We start from the raw sequence: 18,165 nt of genomic DNA, 5'->3' as shown, positions 1-18,165 counted from the left end.
GCTTACACCTTCGACACAAGAGGACGGCCGAGCAGACCTTGAGGCCGAAAGACCAGAACGAGAACGAGCAGCGAGAAGCTGAAGACGTCTTTGTAGTCCGAGTTGACCAGGCCGGAGAACAGAGATTCGGAAATTCCGAGAATGATCCCGCCAAGCATCGCACCAGGCAGTGAGCCGATCCCGCCGAGCACCGCTGCGGTGAACGCCTTGATGCCGATGATGAATCCGGCATAGAAGTCGAACGTGCCGTAGTTCATGGTGATCAGCACACCAGCCAGGGCCGCCATCGCGGCACCGATGATGAACACGTAGGAAATCACCCGGTCGGTGTTGATCCCCAGGATCGAGGCCATCTTGCGGTCTTGCTGGGTCGCGCGGCACATACGGCCGAGCTTGGTGTACTTGATGACGTAGGTCAGCAGGGCCATGCCGGCAAACGCGGCAACCAGAATGAAGACCTTGGTATAGGTCAGTTGTACGAATCCTGTGCCGACTTCGACACGCCAGGCACCGGTCAGCAAGGTTGGAACGCCTTGTTGCTTCGCGCCCTGGGCGATTTGTGCATAGTTTTGCAGGATCAGCGAAATCCCGATGGCGCTGATCAGCGGTGCCAGCCGGGTGGAATTACGCAGGGGTTTGTAGGCGACACGCTCGATGACCCAGCCATACACCGCCGTGACGACGATGGTGAAGACCAGTGTGCCAAGCATCAGTAGAGGGAAGGATTCAATACCGAAGTATGCCAGCAGAGCCAGACTGATCGCCGCGAGGTACGCAGAGATCATATAAACCTCGCCATGGGCGAAGTTGATCATGCCGATGATGCCATAGACCATTGTGTAGCCGATGGCGATCAGGCCATAGACCGACCCGAGGGTCAGGCCGTTGACCAGTTGCTGCAGGAAAATACCATCCATAACGCAATCTCACGCAATTGGAGAGACTGCACAAAAGCTGGATGCGACGAGCCGAGGGTTCAACCACCCGCGCAACACAGTTGAGTGCAGCTCTACGAGAAAAGACAGGTACTGCATGGACAGAGTTGTTGGATTGCCCGGCGCACGAGGCACCGGGCAAATCAGCAGCTCATATCACTTCTGTTTTTCCAATTGGTGGTATTTGCCGTCCTTGTCCCACTCGTAAACCACGTAGTCGGAGACTTTCAGGTCGCCCTTGGCGTCCCAGGTCTTCTCGCCCATGACGGTCTTGACCGGGTTTTTCTTCAGCCATTCAGCTGCTTTTTCGCCGTCGTTGGACTTGGCGCCATTGAAGGCAGCCGCGAGGGCCTGCACCGAAGCGTAGGCGTACAGGGTGTAGCCTTCCGGCTCGGTGCCACTTTTGCGGAACGCATCCACTACGGCCTTGCTATCTGGCAGCAGGCGCGGGTCGGCACCGAAGGTCATCAGCACGCCATCGACAAATTGCGGGCCGCCAGCGGTGGTGACCAGCTCGTCAGTCACGATACCGTCGTCGGACATGAACTTGACGTCCTTGAGGCCTTGCTCACGCAGTTGGCGAACCAGGGGACCGGCTTCCGGGTGCAGACCACCGAAGTACACGACGTCGGCGCCAGCGCCACGGATCTTGGTGACAATGGTGCTGAAGTCTTTTTCACCGCGGGTCAGGCCTTCGTACAGCACTGGCGTAACGCCGCGCTTGGCCAGTTGAGCCTTGGTCGCATCCGCCAGGCCCTGACCGTAGGTGTCCTTGTCATGCAGCACAACGACTTTTTTACCTTTGAGCACGTCAACGATGTAGTCGCCAGCGACGATACCTTGCTGGTCGTCACGACCGCACATACGGAACATGGCGCCCAGGCCGCGCTCGGTCACCTGTGGGTTGGTAGAACCCGGGGTGATTGCAATGATGCCGGCTTCGTCGTAGATCTCGGAGGCCGGAATGGTCGACGAGGAGCAGAAGTGACCGACCACGCCCGCCACTTTCTGGTTGGTCAGGTCCTTGGCCACCGTAACAGCCTGTTTCGGTTCACAGGCGTCATCGCCCTTGACCAGCAGGATCTTCTCACCGTTGACGCCACCCGCCGCGTTAATGGCATCGGCTGCCGCTTGGGCACCCTTCATGTACTGCTCGCCAAATGCAGCGTTGGCGCCGGTCATCGGCCCAGCCACACCAATTTTTACATCAGCTTGAGCAAACGCAGAAACACCCAACGCAGTTGCCACTGCTAGGGCCAGGAAACCTTTCTTGTAAAACGTCTGGGACATGAGGTGGTGCTCCAAGGTTTTTTTTAGTTGGCACTGCGACTTCATTTCACTGAAAAGCTCAGAGCAAGGGCCGTGCCATCGGTTTTTTATTCTGAAAAAAGTCGCTGCTTTATTGTTATTTCGACTGTTTCGAGCCCTTTTTCATAGGGCGTGCAACCGTCTAAACCGCACGAGGTGCAACCTTTTATTTAAATAGGTGAAACCCTCCGTGAGCCATCATTGCAACCATTGCACGAAACGGCGTGCAACCACTGTGTAACAACCCACGTCACCGAACTGCACACTGTCGGTGCGCGATTGCTACAACCCGCACCATAACAGGCTAGACGCTACGCCGGAAAACGCGGGGGCCTGCAACAATTTTCAACACTCAAATGACGATCCGCAGGCACTGGCCCGCGTGATACAGCGAAAAACCGGCTTCATACAGGCAACTGCGCAAGCCCACCCCGGCCACTGGCTGCATGGGTGCGAAGGGGATCGGCAGCGCCTTGGCGTCACCGTGGCACAGGTAGTCGGCGAACGCCTTGCCGACCACCGTGCCGGTAGTCACGCCTCGACCGTTGTAACCGGTCACTGCCACCAACCCTGGGGCAGGTTCGAACAGGCGCATCAGGTGGTCGGGCGTAAACGCGATGCGCCCGGTCCAGGTGCATTCCCATTCCACTGGCTTGAGGTAGGGGAAATAGTGCTGCTGCACCCGGTCGGCCCAGGCCTTGAGGAACCAGGTCGGCTTGCGGTTGCCGTTGCCCAGGCTGCCCAGCAGCAAACGGCCGTCCTTGTCCCGGCGGATGCTGCTCAACACCTGGCGGGTATCCCACGAGCCCTGCCCGCCCGGCAGAATGCGTCGGGCGGCGTCGTCGGTCAGCGGGACCGAGGCGACCTGATAGTAATAACCAGGGAAGAAATTGCGCCGCAGTTCGGTCCAGTCGCCCTCGGTATAGGCGTTGGAGGCGATCACCACCTGCTCGGCCAGTACCGAACCCTGGGCGGTCTGCACCGACCAGCGCTGGCCCTGGCGTTCCAGGCGCGTCACCGGTGAATGGTCGAACAGCTGGCCACCCAGGTCCGTGGCCGCCTTGGCCAATCCGCTGGTGTAGGCCATCGGGTTGAGCGTACCGGCGCGACGGTCGAGTAATGCCGCGGCGATTTTCGACGTGCCGGTGGCCTCGACACAGGCCTGGCCGGTGAGCAATTGCACCGGGGCACCACGGCGCTTCCATTGCTCTTCGCGACTGCGCAGGTCGGCCTCGCCCCGGGCGTTATGGGCCATGTGCAGGGTGCCTTCGCGGCGCAGTTGGCAATCGATGTTGTATTTATCGACGAGGCTGAACACCAGGGCCGGCGCAGCCCCCAGCATGCGGTTGAGCTGGCTGCCCACCGCCTCGCCGAACCCGGCCTCGATGTCGTCCGGCGGGATCCACAGGCCGGCGTTGACCAACCCGACGTTACGCCCCGATCCGCCGTGCCCGGCCCGATGAGCCTCCAACACGGCAACGCGCTTGCCCTGTTCCAGCAAATGCACCGCCGCCGACAGCCCGGTGAAGCCGGCGCCAATCACACACACATCGACGCTGACTTCGCCGGCCAGAGCGGTGTTTTCAGGCCTTTGCGGCGTCAGGTTTTCCCACAGACATTCTTCGCGTAACGGCATTGCCAGACTCCGGAAATGAAACCTAACCATCACACTATTTAGTGTGGGAGCGAGCTTGCTCGCGATAGCGGCCCTACAGTCACTTTCCTATTGAATGTGCCGCCGTCATCGCGAGCAAGCTCGCTCCCACAAAGGATCTCCACGCATTGAAGATCCGGCCCCAACGTCCTCAGTCGAAGGTAATCCCCTGCGCCAACGGCAACTCCAGCGAGTAGTTCACGGTGTTGGTCTGGCGGCGCATGTAGCCGCGCCAGGCGTCGGAGCCGGATTCGCGACCGCCGCCGGTTTCCTTTTCACCACCGAATGCGCCGCCGATCTCCGCGCCGCTCGGGCCAATGTTGACGTTGGCGATGCCGCAGTCGCTGCCCACGGCCGACATGAATTGCTCGGCTTCACGCACGTCGGTGGTGAAGATGCAGGACGACAGGCCCTGGGGCACGGAGTTGTTCAGGTCCAAGGCCTCGGCAAAGTCCTTGTAGCCAACCACGTACAGGATCGGTGCGAAGGTTTCGTGGCGCACCACGTCGCTCTGTTCGGGCATCTCGACGATGGCCGGCGAGACGTAATAAGCATTCGGGAACTGGTCTTCAAGCTGGCGCTGGCCACCAAAGACTCGCCCGCCTTCGCTCAAGGCCTGCTCCAGCGCATCCTGCATGTTGTCGAAGCTATGTTTGTCGATCAGCGGCCCGACCAGGTTGCCTTCCAGCGGATGGCCGATACGCACTTTCGAATAGGCGGCCTTGAGGCGGGTGACGATTTCTTCCTTCACCGATTCGTGGGCAATCAGCCGGCGCAGGGTGGTGCAACGCTGGCCGGCGGTGCCGACGGCGCTGAACAGGATGGCGCGCACGGCCATGTCCAGGTCGGCGCTCGGCGCCAGGATCATGGCGTTGTTGCCGCCCAGTTCCAGGATGCTGCGGGCGAAACGCGCGGCGACTTTCGGTGCCACTTCGCGGCCCATGCGGGTGCTGCCCGTGGCGCTGATCAAGGCCACGCGCGGGTCATCCACCAGCGCTTCACCGGCATCGCGACCGCCGATGATCACCTGGCTCAGGTACGGGGGAGCGTCGCTGAAATTCTTCAGCACGCGCTCGAACAGCGCCTGGCACGCCAGGGCGGTGAGCGGGGTCTTTTCCGACGGTTTCCAGATCACTGCGTTGCCGCACACCAGGGCCAGCGTGGTGTTCCAGGCCCAGACCGCCACCGGGAAGTTGAAGGCACTGATCACCCCGACCACGCCCAGCGGATGCCAGGATTCACGCATGTGGTGGCCCGGACGCTCGGAGGCGATGGTCAGGCCATACAGTTGACGGGACAGGCCGACGGCGAAGTCGCAGATATCGATCATCTCTTGCACTTCACCCAGGCCTTCCTGGGTGATCTTGCCGGCTTCCCACGACACCAACTCGCCGAGGTCGGCCTTGTATTCACGCAACAGGTCGCCAAATTGACGCACCAGCTCGCCGCGACGCGGGGCCGGCACCTGGCGCCACAGGTCGAAGGCGTGTTCGGCACGGCTGACCTGCTGCTCGACTTCAGCCGCGCCTTCCCAGTTCACAGCGCCGATACGGCTGCCATCTATGGGCGAATGCACCGGTTGTGTGCCGTTCTGGTACAGGGCCGAGTCGACACCCAGACGATCAAGCAATGCAGCAACCATGGAAAATTTCCTCACACGAAAGACGAAGGATTGGCAGCCGGACAAATACGGCTGATCAGACCTGTAGTTGTAGCTGGCCCGAGACTTGCCAACAAACGACCTTTAAGCGAGATATCATTCCGTTTATTCATGCTGGCCATGACCGGATAAGCAGAGCCACAAGAAATAAGGCCTCATCATGCTCAATAAACGCTATTTGCCGTCGATCACGGCGCTGCAATGCTTCGAAGCGGTGACCCGCCACCTGAGCTTCACCCGTGCCGCCGAAGAGCTGAACCTGACCCAGAGCGCCGTCAGCAAACAAGTCGCGCAATTGGAAGAGTTGCTGCAGCACTTGCTGTTCCGGCGCGTACGTCGACGCCTGCAACTGACGCCAGCCGGTGATTTGTACCTGGGGGAAGTGCGAAAAATCCTCACGCAGGTGGAGATGTCTACCCATTACCTGCGCTCCTACGGCGGCGACACCGAAGTCCTGCGCGTTTCCACGCCTCCGACCTTCGGCGCTCGCTGGCTGGTCCCACGCTTGAAGGGCTGGCGATTGCGGCACCCGAAAATTCACCTGGACCTGTGCAGCGAGCAGGAGGCTGACGACTTGCTGCAAGGGCGCAGCGACCTGGCGTTCTATTTCGGCCAAGGCTCGCGACCTGGTACCGAATCCCTGAAGCTGTTTGGCGAAGAACTGGTACCGGTCTGCGCGCCCGGCAGCCTGCCTGACCAGCCCTTCACCGACCCGACCCAACTGGCCGAACTGGTGCTGCTGCAAAACGCCTCGCGGCCCCAGGCCTGGCACGACTGGTTCGACCACCAGGGCTACCACACCGAACACAGCTACCACGGGCCGCGCTTCGAAACCTTCTACATGTGCATTCGCGCCGCCCAGGTCGGCTGCGGTGTCGCCCTGCTGCCGCGGTTTCTGGTGGAAGAAGAACTGGCCGACGGCAAACTGGTCATCCCCTGGCCGCACGCGATGCCCAGCACCAACGCCTATTACCTGGCCTATCCGGAACATTCGGCGGAAGTGCCCAAGGTGCGGCTTTTTGTGGAGTGGATGCTGGAGCAGATCGACAACCCGGATATACCGGCATAACCCGACGCGAACCTGTGGGAGCAAGGCTTGCCCGCGAAGAGCGCGCCACGGCCTCCCGGAAACCGAGTCGCCTGTATCGCGGGCAAGCCTTGCTCCCACAGCGGGGCGGGGCGACGTTTCGATAAATTCCCTCGCCACAAACAGCTCTACTTTGCCGAAAAAGACCCAGTGGCCAAAAAAAACTGGCAATCATCATGAGTGATATGCGCCACTAGCCCTTTCACTACAAACCGCTGCACCCCGCTGCCCACCGCAGCGGCTTGCCTGGAGATTCCCGTTATGAGCGAGAGTGTGTTTGCCGATCGTATCGTGCAGAACCTGCTCGACACCGACTTCTACAAACTGACGATGATGCAGGCGGTGTTGCACAACTACCCCAACGTCGAAGTCGAATGGGAGTTTCGCTGCCGCAACAGCGAAGACCTGCGCCCGTACCTGGCGGAGATCCGCTTTCAGATCGAGCGTCTGGCCGAGTTGAGCCTGAGCGCCGACCAGTTGGGTTTCCTGGAGCGCATCAGCTTTCTGAAGCCGGACTTCCTGCGTTTCCTGGGCCTGTTTCGCTTCAACCTGCGTTACGTGCACACCGGTATCGAAAACGGCGAGTTGTTCATCCGCCTGCGCGGGCCGTGGTTGCACGTCATCCTGTTCGAAGTGCCGCTGCTGGCCATTGTCAGCGAGGTGCGCAATCGTTATCGCTATCGTGAAGTCGTCCTGGAACAGGCGCGGGAACAGCTTTATCGCAAGTTCGACTGGCTGAGCGCCAACGCCAGTGCCGAGGAACTGTCCGAACTGCAAGTCGCGGACTTCGGCACCCGCCGTCGTTTTTCCTTCCGCGTCCAGGAAGAAGTGGTCAACGTGCTCAAGCACGACTTCCCCGGGCGTTTCGTCGGCACCAGTAACGTGCACCTGTCCCGGGAATTGGACATGAAGCCCCTGGGTACCATGGCCCATGAGTGGATCATGGCCCACCAGCAATTGGGCCCGCGGCTGATCGACAGCCAGATCGCCGCCCTCGATTGCTGGGTGCGCGAGTACCGAGGCCTGCTGGGGATCGCCCTGACCGATTGCATCACCATGGACGCCTTCCTCAAGGATTTCGATCTGTTCTTCGCCAAGCTGTTCGACGGCTTGCGCCATGACTCGGGCGATCCGGTGATCTGGGCCGAAAAAGCCATTGCCCACTACCACAAGCTCGGCATCGACCCCATGAGCAAGACCCTGGTGTTCTCCGATAGCCTGACATTGCCCAAATGCCTGGAGATTTTTCGGGCATTGCGTGGTCGCATTAATGTCAGCTTCGGTATTGGCACCAACCTGACGTGTGACATTCCAGGTGTAGAGCCGATGAGCATCGTGCTTAAAATGATCAGCTGTGACGGGCAACCCGTGGCCAAGATTTCAGACGAGCCCGGCAAGACCCACTGCAAAGACCCGAATTTCGTCGCCTACATGCGACACGTTTTCCAAGTACCTGCCGCCCTTTCAGATACATCAAGCAAGGAGTGAATTCATGCAAGCCGTACAGCGTGAGATTGCTGAACAGCTCAAGGTCCAGCCGCCGTTCGCCGATGACGCCGCCCTCAAGGCCGAAATCGCCCGTCGGGTGAGTTTTATTCAGGATTGCCTGGTCAACTCCGGGCTCAAGTCCCTCGTGCTGGGCATCAGCGGTGGCGTTGACTCGTTGACCGCCGGGCTGCTGGCCCAACGTGCCATGCGCGAACTGCGGGAGAATACCGGTAACGACGCCTACAAGTTCATCGCCGTGCGCCTGCCGTACGAAACCCAGTTCGACGAGCATGAAGCCCAAGCCTGCGTGGACTTCATCGACCCGGACGAGCGCCATACCGTCAACATCGGTCCGGCGGTCAAGGCCCTGGCCGAACAAGTCGCGGCGTTCGAAGGCAAGGCAGCGGTTTCGCGGGATTTCGTGCTGGGCAATACCAAGGCGCGGATGCGCATGGTGGCGCAATACACCATCGCGGGCACCGAGCACGGCCTGGTGATCGGCACCGATCATGCCGCCGAAGCGGTGATGGGTTTCTTCACCAAGTTCGGTGATGGCGCCTGCGACCTGGCCCCGCTCAGTGGCTTGGTCAAAAACCAGGTCCGGGCCATTGCCCGTGACTTTGGTGCGCCGGAGTCTCTGGTGGAAAAAGTCCCCACCGCCGATCTTGAAGACCTGTCGCCAGGCAAGCCGGACGAAGCCTCCCACGGCGTGACCTACGCCGAGATCGATGCGTTCCTGCACGGCGAGCCGGTGCGGGACGAGGCGTTCAGGATCATTTGCGAGACCTATCGCAAGACTGAGCACAAGCGGGTGATGCCGTATGCCCCGTAACGGGTAATCCCTGTGGGAGCGAGCTTGCTCGCGATGGCTGAGGGGCGTGGGTTGGTGTGTATATCCGTTATTTAGGTAACGGATATACACACCAAAGCAACTAAACACCGAGCTTCTAAAAAAAACCCAAAAAAACGGCGCTTCCCCATTTCTGAAAGAAGCGCCGCTTTTTTGTACCTGAAGTGATTATTTCAGGGTAACGGTGCCTTTCATCATCGAGATGTGGCCCGGGAACGAACAGAAGAAGCCGTATTTTTCAGCGGCATCCAGTTTAGACACGTCGAAGGTCACCGAGTCTTTTTCCCCGGCACCAATGATCTTGGTGTGGGCGATGATGCGCTCATCACCTTCCTTGAGGTAATTCTTGTCAATGCCAGCGCCCAGGCCATCGGTGGCGATCGGCTGCATGTCAGCCTCTTTGCTCAGCACCCAGTTATGGCCCATGACGTTTTTCGGCAAGCTGCCCGAATGCGTCAGTTCAACGGTGAACGTCTTGCAGCTCTTGTCAATCTCGATGGCCTTGGTGTTGAAGGACATCTGGTCGGTCGAGTCGATGGTGGTCTTGCACTCCGCTGCCATCAGTTGGCTGCTGGCCAGCGTCAACAGGGATACTGCAACAAGTTTGGCAAACATCGTGAATCTCCAAGGCATGGTTAACAAAAATCCGTCAAAGGGGAAGACTGCCTGAATTTCAGACAAGTTCCTATGACCTGAATCAAAGATTGTATACAACTTAAGGCTATCAGCCTGATGGACACAATCAACCAGCCAGAGGGATGACGCCGCTCTATGATCGGCCTCATCACCTCTCGGGAGCGCCATCATGAACATCAACAGCCTGTTATGCAGCTTGCTCGCCGCCTACGCCTGCGGCGCCAGTGGCACCTACGAAAAACCCCGTCGCGAGGTTTAATCGCTTTGCGCTACACAGGCCAGGCTTTACTCTGGGTCGGTTACTGATCATGGAGTAAAGCATGTCCATCGCGTCTGTTTGTGTATTTTGCGGCGCCAGCACTGGCACCGACCCAGCGTATCGTGAAGCGGCCCAGGCCCTGGGCCGGGCATTGGCGGAACGAAAATTGACCCTGGTCTACGGCGGCGGTGCCGTCGGCCTGATGGGGATCGTCGCCGACGCAGCCCTGGCGGCCGGCGGCGAGGTCATCGGCATCATCCCGCAAAGCCTCAAGGACAAGGAAATCGGCCACAGCGGCCTGACTCGCCTGGAAGTGGTGGACGGCATGCACGCGCGCAAGGCACGCATGGCCGAACTGAGTGACGCCTTCATCGCCCTGCCCGGCGGCCTCGGCACGCTGGAGGAGTTGTTCGAAGTCTGGACCTGGGGCCAACTCGGCTACCACGGCAAACCGCTGGGGCTGCTGGAAGTGAACGGTTTCTACAGCAAGCTCACCGGTTTTCTCGATCATATCGTCGGCGAAGGCTTCGTCCGCGCGCCCCATCGTGACATGCTGCAAGTGAGCGAATCAGCGCAGAACCTGCTCGATGCGCTGGACGAATGGCAACCGTCAGTGCAGCCAAAGTGGGCCGAACAAAAACCCAGCTAACGGCTCGGCCCCGATACAGGGCAGAATATGCGCCGCTCAACCTCACCTTCGACCCCAGAGGATCGCCCATGGCCAAACCCAATTATTCCTTCGCCAAACGTCAGAGAGACTTGGCCAAGGAGCAGAAGAAAGAGGAAAAGCTGCAGCGCAAGAAAGCCACAGCTGAAGAAGAAGCTGCACTGACCCCGGATACTGAAGGCGAAGTGGCAGCAGAAGATGATGTTGATGCACCGAAAGATCAGGCGCCCGACGCCTGATACCCCCAGGGCCCGATGATCCGATCCGGCCCCCCGATTCTGTGTCCAGGGCCGGCAGCTCCACTGCCGGCCCTCACAATTCCAGCGCTTTGAAACCGCCCGGCAACTGGCAGCGGTACGTGTAAATCAAGACGTGCTTGCCGGGATGCACCTTCCTCATCCATTCAGTACATACCCTGTGGGAGCGGGCTTGCTCGCGAAAGCGGTGGTTCAGTCGACATCCATGTTGAATGATGGTCCGTTTTCGCGAGCAAGCCCGCTCGCACAAGGTGATCTCCTTACGATTCCAGCGGCATCACCGTCACCCGCACCTCGGGGTCATGATTGCCGCCCCCCAGGATCACCCCCCGCAACGGCGACACATCGGAAAAATCGCGACCCCAGGCCAGGGTGATGTGTTCCAGGGCCGGCTGGACGTTGTTGGTCGGGTCGAAGTCCACCCACCCCAATACCGGGCAATACACCGAGACCCAGGCATGGGATGCATCGGCGCCAATCAGCCGAGGTTGGCCGGGCGGTGGCTGGGTCAGCAGGTAGCCACTGACGTAACGCGCCGCCAGCCCGCGAGAACGCACGCAGGCCAGCATCAGGTGGGCAAAGTCCTGGCACACGCCCCGCCGCCGCTCCAACACCTCCACCAGCGGTGTGGCCACCTGGGTCGCTTCGGCATCGAAGGTGAACTCCTCGAAAATCTTCTCCATCAGCGCCCGCACGCCGATCATCAACGGACGCCCCGGCGGGAAGCAGCTTTCGGAAAACTCGACAAAGCTGCGCTTGAGGTGCACATAGGGTGACTCGAAACGGTAGCGGCACGCGTCCAGCAGCGGTGCCGCGATCGGTCGGCTGCTATAGGTCAGCGCGCGACAGGTCGACTCCCAGGCCGGGGACAGGTTGAAGTCCAGCGCGGGGCGGGCCAGTACCTCGACGCTCAAGCGGGCATTGACCAGCAGCTCGTCATGGGGCCGTTCGAAAGCCAGGCGGGTCAGCGGGTTGCCGAACACATCCCGTTCATCGCGACGGGTCGTCGGCTCCGGGCTGATCAGCAACTGCTGTTCGGTGCAACGCTGCCAGTCACAGGCGCGTGGCCACAGATGGGCAAGCTGCTGGGCCAGGGACACCGGACTGTCATAGTGGTAATGGGTGTCGTGGAGGATCTGGTAACGGGCGTTCATCAGACAGACACCGTGCGTTGGCTGACGTCATCGACGTGGGCGAAATGGCGCAAGGCCAGGCGATCGGATACCTGGCCACCGACATCGGCCACTTCCTGCAACAGGTCGGCCAGCCCATCGAGTGCTGCGCGCAGGCTGGCTTCACCGAACAATGGGTTTTCCAGGCAGCGCAGGTCAAAGCGCGACAGACGTGCGACCAAGTCAGGCAATGCCGTTTCCCTGGGTGCGGCAAAATCATCGTTCAAGCGCTTGAGGGTGCGGTTCACCAGCTTCAACTGGAAGAGCACCGCGTGGGGGTTCTGTTCATCCAGTAGCAGCAGGTCCAGCACCGGGATCAGTTGCGCCACCGCCAGGTAGCGCGAACGGTAGGTGATGCTGCTGTTGCCCAGTTCCAGCAACCACTCCAGCCCAGCCTGGTCGAACACTGCATCGCTGCGCAAAAACGCCGCCAGGCTGCTGCTGAGGAACTGCAAGCGTTCCAGGCGCCGGCCAATCATCAAGAAGCGCCAGCCCTCGTCACGGGTCATGTCGTCCAGAGCAAAGCCGGACAATGCCGCCAGGGACATCACCAGCCGATTGAGGAAATCCAGCAACTCACCAAAATCCGGCTCCTCGGTTTCCAGCTCCATCGCTTCGCGCTGCAACTCCACCAGCGCCTGCCAGTTCTCCCGGGACAGCTTGCCGCGAACCTGCGAGGCCGCCCACTGCAAGCGCTGCAGGTTGGAGCGCAGGCTGAACGACCAGTCGTCCCCCAACAGCGCCGCCAGCAAACGCTCGTGCAGCTCGCCCTCTTCAGGCAGCAGCATCAGGCTTTCGCCCAGGGACACCGCCGATTGCAGGGCCTGTGGGTCATCGCCATCGACATAACGCCCCAGCATGATCCGCAGCAGCCGTGCGCTGTCGTCGCAACGTTCGCAATAACGGCCGAACCAGAACAGGTTTTCCACCACCCGCGAAGGCAAGTACGGATCGCGTCGAACCAGGTCGTGGACACCTACCGTTCGCTGGGCCGTCCATTGTTCACCGCCGGGCGCCTGCTCGCTCAACACCCAAGTGTCCTTGCTGGCGCCACCGCGCTGCATCGACACCACTTCGGCGTCGGCCTCGGCGGCCACGCGGGTCAGGCCACCCGACAGCACCCGATAATCATCCTTGCCGGACACGGCATACACACGCATGCCAATCGCCCGTGGCTGGATGTGGCCGTCTTCGGCCTGCCAGACAGGGGCCTGGGACAGTTGCGCCAACTCCTGGGCGACATAGGCATAGGGCCGGGCCTGCATGCGCGCCGCCAATTGGCCGCGCTGCTCCTCGTTCAGGTCACGGCCAAATACCGGGGTGAAGCTTTGGGAAGGAAACGCCGGCTTGATCAACAGCTGCGGCAGTTTTTCCAGGGCCTGGGCCAGCACCGGCGGCTCACCGCACCACCAGGTGGCGATGGACGGCAGTATCAGTTCCTCACCGAACAGATACTGGTTGATCTTCGGCAGGAACCCCAACAGGCCCGGCGACTCCAGCACGCCGCTGCCCAGGGCATTGGCCACCAGCACCCGGCCCTGGCGCACCGCCTCCAGCAGTCCCGGCACGCCGAGGGCTGAATCGGTGCGCAGCTCCAGGGGGTCGCAGAAATCGTCGTCGAGCCGGCGCATGATGGCGTGGACCCGGCGCAGGCCGCTGAGGGTCTTGAGGTAGACCGTGGCGTCCCGCACAGTCAGGTCGCCCCCCTCTACCAACGGATAGCCCAGCTGGCGTGCCAGATAAAGATGCTCGAAATAACTTTCGTTGAACCGCCCCGGCGTCAACAGCACCACCAGTGGCGACTCACCGTCGCTGGGCGCCTGTCGTGCCAGGGTTTCCTGCAAGGTGCGGAAGAACCCGGACAGGTGTCGCACCCTCAGGTCGCGATACAACTCGGGGAACGCACGGGAAACGATCATGCGATTTTCCAGCGCATAACCGGCCCCCGAAGGCGCCTGGGTCCGATCCGCCGTGACCCACCAACGGCCATCGGGTGTGCGCGCCAGATCTACCGCATACAAATGCAGGAAACTGCCATCCGGCGGCGCGATGCCCTGGCAGGGCCAAAGGAAATTGTTGTGCCCGAATACCAGCTCTGCCGGCAGCAGCCCCTCGCTGATCAGCCGCTGTGGCCCATACAGGTCGGCCAGAACCGCATTGAGCAGCCGCGCACGCTGGGCGATCCCGGCCGACAGGTGTTTCCACTCCTGCGGGTCGATCACATGGGGCAGCAGGTCCAGCTCCCACGGCCGGTCCGCGCCCTTCGGATCGGCGTAGACGTTATAGGTGACACCGTTTTCCTGGATCTGCCGAGCCAGCAGGGCCTGGCGCTGGAGCAACTGGGCCCGCGTGCTGCGCTGCAACTGGTCGAACAGCCGCCGCCAATGCGTCCGCACGGCACCGCTGTCGTCCAGCAGCTCATGATAGGTGCCCGTTGTCAGCGGGTAACGGTCAAGCAGGTCAGGCATGGAAAGCTCGGCAGACGGCAATGAAAGGTGAGACTAGCGCAAGCGCATGACGCCCGGATAGGTGCAAGCGTGTGACCAGACGCTGGGTTGCGCCCTGTAGGAGCTGTCGAGTGAAGCGAGGCTGCGATCTTTTGATCTGGATCTTGATCTTTCATCTTTCACTCCAGGCTCAATTGGCAGGGGAAAGATCGCAGCCTCGTTTCACTCGACAGCTCCTACATAGCGCCTACATAGCGCCTACATAGCTCCTACATAGCGCCTACGTTGAGGCCCCTGGAAAGCGTCGCAGATCGAGCGTGAGTGGAAACTCGTCATCCACTGCCAGGCTGGGTATCGGCAGTTTCCCAGGCGTGTGTCCGAGACGGAAGAAACGCGCCATCCGCCGGCTCTCGGCTTCGTTGGCATTTACCGGCAAGCTGTCGTAGTTGCGCCCGCCCGGATGGGCCACGTGATACTGGCAGCCGCCCACGGAGCGTTGCATCCAGGTGTCGAGCAAATCGAAGACCAGCGGCGCATGCACCGGGATGGTCGGTTGCAGGCAGTTGGCCGGTTGCCAGGCGCGGAAACGCACCCCGGCAACGAATTCGCCGACCCGACCGGTGGGTTGCAACGGCACCGGCACGCCATTGCAGGTCAGCAGGTAGCGTTGTGGCGCCAGGCCGCTGAGCTTGACCTGCAAGCGCTCCAGGGACGAATCCACATAACGCACGGTGCCGCCCACCGCGCCCTCCTCCCCCAGCACATGCCAAGGCTCAAGGGCTTGGCGCAATTGCAGTTCGATGCCGCTGACCGCGTAATCGCCCACCTTGGGGAAGCGGAACTCCAAGTGCGCGGCAAACCACTCGGCCCGCAGCGGGTAACCGGCAGCGTTCAGTTCATGGATGACGTCGGCAAAATCCTGCTCGATAAAGTGCGGCAACAGGAAACGGTCATGCAGCTCCGTGCCCCAGCGCGCCAGTTTCGCCGGCGCATAAGGCTCGCGCCAGAACCGCGCCACCAGCGCCCGCAGCAGTAACTGCTGGGCCAGGCTCATGCGGGCGTGAGGTGGCATCTCGAAGGCACGCAACTCCAACAGGCCGAGACGCCCGGTGGCGCCGTCTGGTGAATAGAGCTTGTCGATGCAGAATTCGGCGCGGTGGGTATTGCCGGTCACGTCGATCAACAGGTTGCGCAGCAGGCGATCGACCAACCACGGCGGGCATTGCTCGCCGGGCTGCGGCATTTGCGCGAAAGCGATTTCCAGTTCGTACAACGCGTCGTTGCGCGCCTCGTCCACGCGAGGCGCTTGGGAGGTCGGGCCGATGAACAATCCGGAAAACAGGTAGGACAACGAAGGATGGTTATGCCAGTAACTGATCAGGCTACGCAGCAGGTCGGGACGCCGCAGGAACGGTGAGTCAGCCGGTGTCGCGCCACCCAGTACGAAATGGTTACCGCCGCCGGTGCCGGTGTGCCGGCCATCGATCATGAATTTCTCGGTGGTCAGCCGGGTCTGACGCGCTTCTTCGTAAAGAAACTCGGTGCGCTCGACCAACTCATCCCAAGTCGCCGAGGGTTGCACGTTGACCTCGATCACACCCGGGTCGGGGGTGATGCGGAAATTGCCCAGGCGCGGGTCGCTCGGCGGTTCGTAGCCTTCCAACAGCACCGGGCAGTGCAACTCCTCAGCCGTCGCCTCGATAGCACTGACCAGTTCCAGGTAATCCTCGACCCGCTCCAGTGGCGGCATGAACAGATACAGCCGACCTTCACGGGCCTCGGCACAGAAGGCGGTGCGGGTCAGCCAGTCGGCGGATTTATCGATCTCCGGGACACGCTCCTGTTCGGCCGCCGGCTCGCCGTGACGCGCCAGTTGCTCGGTACCGGGCAACTCGGGCAAGTCCTGGTTCGGGTCGGTGGGGTGGATGAACGGGTACTCGGCTGCCGTCACCCACGGCTGGGACGCCAGTGGCAAGCGATAGCCCAGGGGCGAATCCCCCGGTACCAGGCGGCAGTGGTTGTCGCGCAGGTACCAGCGACCGCTTTGCCATTGATCGCCCTTGGCGGTGCGGTCCAGCGGCAGGACTTGGCCGATGACCTTGTCCAGGCCCTGGCTGAAGACCTTGCGCAGCCGCGCGCGCTCCAGGGCGTCTTCCAGGCGTGGGTCCTGGGCCGTGACATTCGAAGGCAATGCGCCTTCGCGCCAGAGGTAATAGAAGTTGTCTTCGTAGGCCGGAAACACGAACCGCGCCGGAATTTTCAAACGCTCGGCGACGCTCGCCAGGAAGCGTCCAGCCAGTTCGCCATCGGCGCCGTAGTCCTCCTGCTCATCGGCGATCAACGCGCTGTTGTGCCAGATCGGCACCCCGTCGCGCCGCCAATAGCAGTTGAGCGACCAGCGCGGCAATTGCTCGCCGGGGTACCACTTGCCCTGGCCGAAATGCACCAGTCCCTGGGGCGCATAGTGCTTGCGCATGCGCTGGAACAGCTCGGCGGAGAGCCGGCGTTTGTCCGGCCCGAGTGCCGCGGTATTCCACTCGGCACCGTCCGGGTCATCGATGGAGACAAAGGTCGGCTCGCCGCCCATGGTCAGGCGAACGTCGCCCTCCAGCAGGTCGGCATCGATCTGCCGTCCCAGTGCCTGGATCGCCAGCCACTGTGCGTCGGTGTAAGGCTTGGTCACCCGCGGCGCTTCCCAGACCCGCTCGACGGACATTTCGTGGCTGAACTCACACTCGCAAGGCTCCACCAAACCACTGATCGGTGCCGCCGAGGACGGATCGGGACTACAGGCCAACGGGATGTGGCCTTCACCGGCGAACAACCCGGACGTCGCATCCAGGCCGATCCAGCCGGCACCGGGCAAGTAGACCTCGCACCAGGCATGCAAGTCAGTGAAGTCCACGTCGGTGCCGGACGGGCCATCGAGGCTTTTCACATCGGCGGTCAACTGAATCAGGTAACCGGAAACGAAACGCGCGGCCAAACCAAGGTTGCGCAACAGCTGCACCAACAGCCAGGCCGAGTCGCGACAGGAACCGGACGCATGCTCAAGGGTGTGCTCCGGGGTCTGCACGCCCGGCTCCATGCGAATCAGGTAGTTGATGTCTTCGCTCAGGCGCTGGTTGAGCGCCACCAGAAAATCCACCGCCGGCAATGGCGTGCGGTCGATACCGTCCAGATAGGCCTGGAACTTCGGCGTCAACGGCAGGGTTTCCAGGTAAGGCGCCAGCTCCTTGCGCTCGTCGGCCGCGTAGGCGAACGGGATCTTTTCGGCGTAGGGCTCAAGGAAGAAGTCGAACGGATTGAACACCGCCATTTCCGCCAGCAGATCGACTTCGATGCGCAGCTCCCGGGTTTTCTCGGGAAACACCAGCCGCGCCAAGTAGTTGCCCTGAGGGTCCTGCTGCCAGTTGATGAAATGCTGCTCGGGCGAAACCTTCAGCGAATAGGAAAGAATCCGCGTGCGGCTGTGGGCCGCCGGGCGCAGGCGAACGATCTGCGGGCCGAGTTCGACGGCGCGGTCGTAGCGGTAATGCGTGACGTGATGCAATGCGACATGGATCGACACGACGTGCCTCCTGCGAGCCTGGGCGTTATCGAAAGCGGCGCAAGACTTATGCCATGCAGGCAGGCCGGACACTTTCTTCGTCTACTCAAGGCAGTAGAGCACTAAAAACGCGCGCGGCCCGAATTCATCTGCAAAGCAATGCACATAAATGCGGCGCGGGCAGCGCGAATCGAC

The 18,165-nt window shown here is 61.4% G+C and carries 13 protein-coding genes; 5 read left to right on the top strand and 8 right to left on the bottom strand.

Annotation, left to right across the window (positions count from 1 at the left end):
* Positions 1–2 precede the first annotated feature (2 nt).
* From GFU70_RS03140 to GFU70_RS03125, 4 genes are all read right to left on the bottom strand, one after another.
* Positions 3–917 carry an ABC transporter permease subunit gene (locus GFU70_RS03140; RefSeq protein ID WP_058546549.1) on the bottom strand — a complete coding sequence of 305 codons (915 nt, stop codon included), beginning with the start codon at positions 915–917 and terminating at the stop codon, positions 3–5.
* 174 nt (positions 918–1,091) lie between these two features.
* A complete protein-coding gene (locus GFU70_RS03135; protein ID WP_058546548.1) occupies positions 1,092–2,225 on the bottom strand; it encodes an ABC transporter substrate-binding protein in 1,134 nt (377 codons plus the stop codon).
* Between the two features lie 370 nt (positions 2,226–2,595).
* On the bottom strand, positions 2,596–3,879 hold the full coding sequence (locus GFU70_RS03130) for an NAD(P)/FAD-dependent oxidoreductase (protein ID WP_058546547.1): 1,284 nt from the start codon (positions 3,877–3,879) through the stop codon (positions 2,596–2,598).
* Positions 3,880–4,048: 169 nt separating this feature from the next.
* Positions 4,049–5,539, bottom strand: a complete 1,491-nt coding sequence (locus tag GFU70_RS03125) for an aldehyde dehydrogenase family protein (RefSeq protein ID WP_058546546.1) — start codon at positions 5,537–5,539, stop codon at positions 4,049–4,051.
* A gap of 178 nt (positions 5,540–5,717) precedes the next feature.
* Between GFU70_RS03125 and GFU70_RS03120 the strand changes: the two genes are divergently transcribed.
* The 3 genes from GFU70_RS03120 (at position 5,718) to nadE (ending at position 8,964) form a co-directional block, all read left to right on the top strand.
* Positions 5,718–6,626, top strand: a complete 909-nt coding sequence (locus GFU70_RS03120) for a LysR family transcriptional regulator (RefSeq protein WP_058546545.1) — start codon at positions 5,718–5,720, stop codon at positions 6,624–6,626.
* Between the two features lie 279 nt (positions 6,627–6,905).
* Positions 6,906–8,132: a nicotinate phosphoribosyltransferase gene (gene pncB / locus GFU70_RS03115; protein ID WP_058546544.1), complete on the top strand. Its 1,227-nt coding sequence runs from the start codon at positions 6,906–6,908 to the stop codon at positions 8,130–8,132.
* 4 nt (positions 8,133–8,136) lie between these two features.
* Positions 8,137–8,964 (top strand): ammonia-dependent NAD(+) synthetase, encoded by an 828-nt coding sequence (nadE, locus tag GFU70_RS03110; RefSeq protein ID WP_153387584.1) that lies wholly within the window; start codon positions 8,137–8,139, stop codon positions 8,962–8,964.
* 186 nt (positions 8,965–9,150) lie between these two features.
* On the opposite strand, the gene azu is transcribed toward nadE, so the two are convergent.
* Entirely contained in the window at positions 9,151–9,597 is a 447-nt protein-coding gene (gene azu, locus GFU70_RS03105; RefSeq protein WP_058546542.1) for an azurin, read from the bottom strand.
* 341 nt (positions 9,598–9,938) lie between these two features.
* Here azu and GFU70_RS03100 point away from each other — a divergent pair, with 341 nt between their 5' ends.
* Together GFU70_RS03100 and GFU70_RS03095 are read left to right on the top strand one after the other, a co-directional pair.
* Complete coding sequence (locus GFU70_RS03100) at positions 9,939–10,526, top strand: TIGR00730 family Rossman fold protein (protein WP_003197276.1); 588 nt, start codon at positions 9,939–9,941, stop codon at positions 10,524–10,526.
* 68 nt (positions 10,527–10,594) lie between these two features.
* On the top strand, positions 10,595–10,783 hold the full coding sequence (locus GFU70_RS03095; RefSeq protein WP_057448273.1) for a hypothetical protein: 189 nt from the start codon (positions 10,595–10,597) through the stop codon (positions 10,781–10,783).
* Positions 10,784–11,061: 278 nt separating this feature from the next.
* Here GFU70_RS03095 and GFU70_RS03090 read toward each other — a convergent pair whose 3' ends face one another.
* From GFU70_RS03090 to GFU70_RS03080, 3 genes are all read right to left on the bottom strand, one after another.
* On the bottom strand, positions 11,062–11,955 hold the full coding sequence (locus tag GFU70_RS03090; RefSeq protein WP_153387583.1) for a transglutaminase family protein: 894 nt from the start codon (positions 11,953–11,955) through the stop codon (positions 11,062–11,064).
* Positions 11,955–14,441 (bottom strand): circularly permuted type 2 ATP-grasp protein, encoded by a 2,487-nt coding sequence (locus tag GFU70_RS03085; RefSeq protein WP_058546540.1) that lies wholly within the window; start codon positions 14,439–14,441, stop codon positions 11,955–11,957. Before GFU70_RS03085 ends, GFU70_RS03090 begins: the two co-directional genes overlap by 1 nt.
* Before the next feature lie 259 nt (positions 14,442–14,700).
* Positions 14,701–17,991 (bottom strand): DUF2126 domain-containing protein, encoded by a 3,291-nt coding sequence (locus GFU70_RS03080; RefSeq protein ID WP_153387582.1) that lies wholly within the window; start codon positions 17,989–17,991, stop codon positions 14,701–14,703.
* Between the last annotated feature and the right edge of the window lie 174 nt (positions 17,992–18,165).

It is taken from the genome of Pseudomonas brassicacearum, from assembly GCF_009601685.2.
GTDB classification, from domain to species: domain Bacteria; phylum Pseudomonadota; class Gammaproteobacteria; order Pseudomonadales; family Pseudomonadaceae; genus Aquipseudomonas; species Aquipseudomonas kilonensis_B.
The sequence above is the reverse complement of the archived record's forward strand: the minus strand, read 5'-3'. Positions and strand labels throughout refer to the sequence as shown.

What these genes read in the sequence shown, in the direction of transcription:
- azu (WP_058546542.1), bottom strand. Translation starts at nt 9,597, where the DNA reads ATGTTTGCCAAACTTGTTGCAGTATCCCTGTTGACGCTGGCCAGCAGC.
- GFU70_RS03125 (WP_058546546.1), bottom strand. Translation starts at nt 5,539, where the DNA reads ATGGTTGCTGCATTGCTTGATCGTCTGGGTGTCGACTCGGCCCTGTAC.
- GFU70_RS03085 (WP_058546540.1), bottom strand. Translation starts at nt 14,441, where the DNA reads ATGCCTGACCTGCTTGACCGTTACCCGCTGACAACGGGCACCTATCAT.
- GFU70_RS03095 (WP_057448273.1), top strand. Translation starts at nt 10,595, where the DNA reads ATGGCCAAACCCAATTATTCCTTCGCCAAACGTCAGAGAGACTTGGCC.
- GFU70_RS03120 (WP_058546545.1), top strand. Translation starts at nt 5,718, where the DNA reads ATGCTCAATAAACGCTATTTGCCGTCGATCACGGCGCTGCAATGCTTC.
- GFU70_RS03100 (WP_003197276.1), top strand. Translation starts at nt 9,939, where the DNA reads ATGTCCATCGCGTCTGTTTGTGTATTTTGCGGCGCCAGCACTGGCACC.
- GFU70_RS03090 (WP_153387583.1), bottom strand. Translation starts at nt 11,955, where the DNA reads ATGAACGCCCGTTACCAGATCCTCCACGACACCCATTACCACTATGAC.
- GFU70_RS03140 (WP_058546549.1), bottom strand. Translation starts at nt 917, where the DNA reads ATGGATGGTATTTTCCTGCAGCAACTGGTCAACGGCCTGACCCTCGGG.
- pncB (WP_058546544.1), top strand. Translation starts at nt 6,906, where the DNA reads ATGAGCGAGAGTGTGTTTGCCGATCGTATCGTGCAGAACCTGCTCGAC.
- GFU70_RS03135 (WP_058546548.1), bottom strand. Translation starts at nt 2,225, where the DNA reads ATGTCCCAGACGTTTTACAAGAAAGGTTTCCTGGCCCTAGCAGTGGCA.
- nadE (WP_153387584.1), top strand. Translation starts at nt 8,137, where the DNA reads ATGCAAGCCGTACAGCGTGAGATTGCTGAACAGCTCAAGGTCCAGCCG.
- GFU70_RS03130 (WP_058546547.1), bottom strand. Translation starts at nt 3,879, where the DNA reads ATGCCGTTACGCGAAGAATGTCTGTGGGAAAACCTGACGCCGCAAAGG.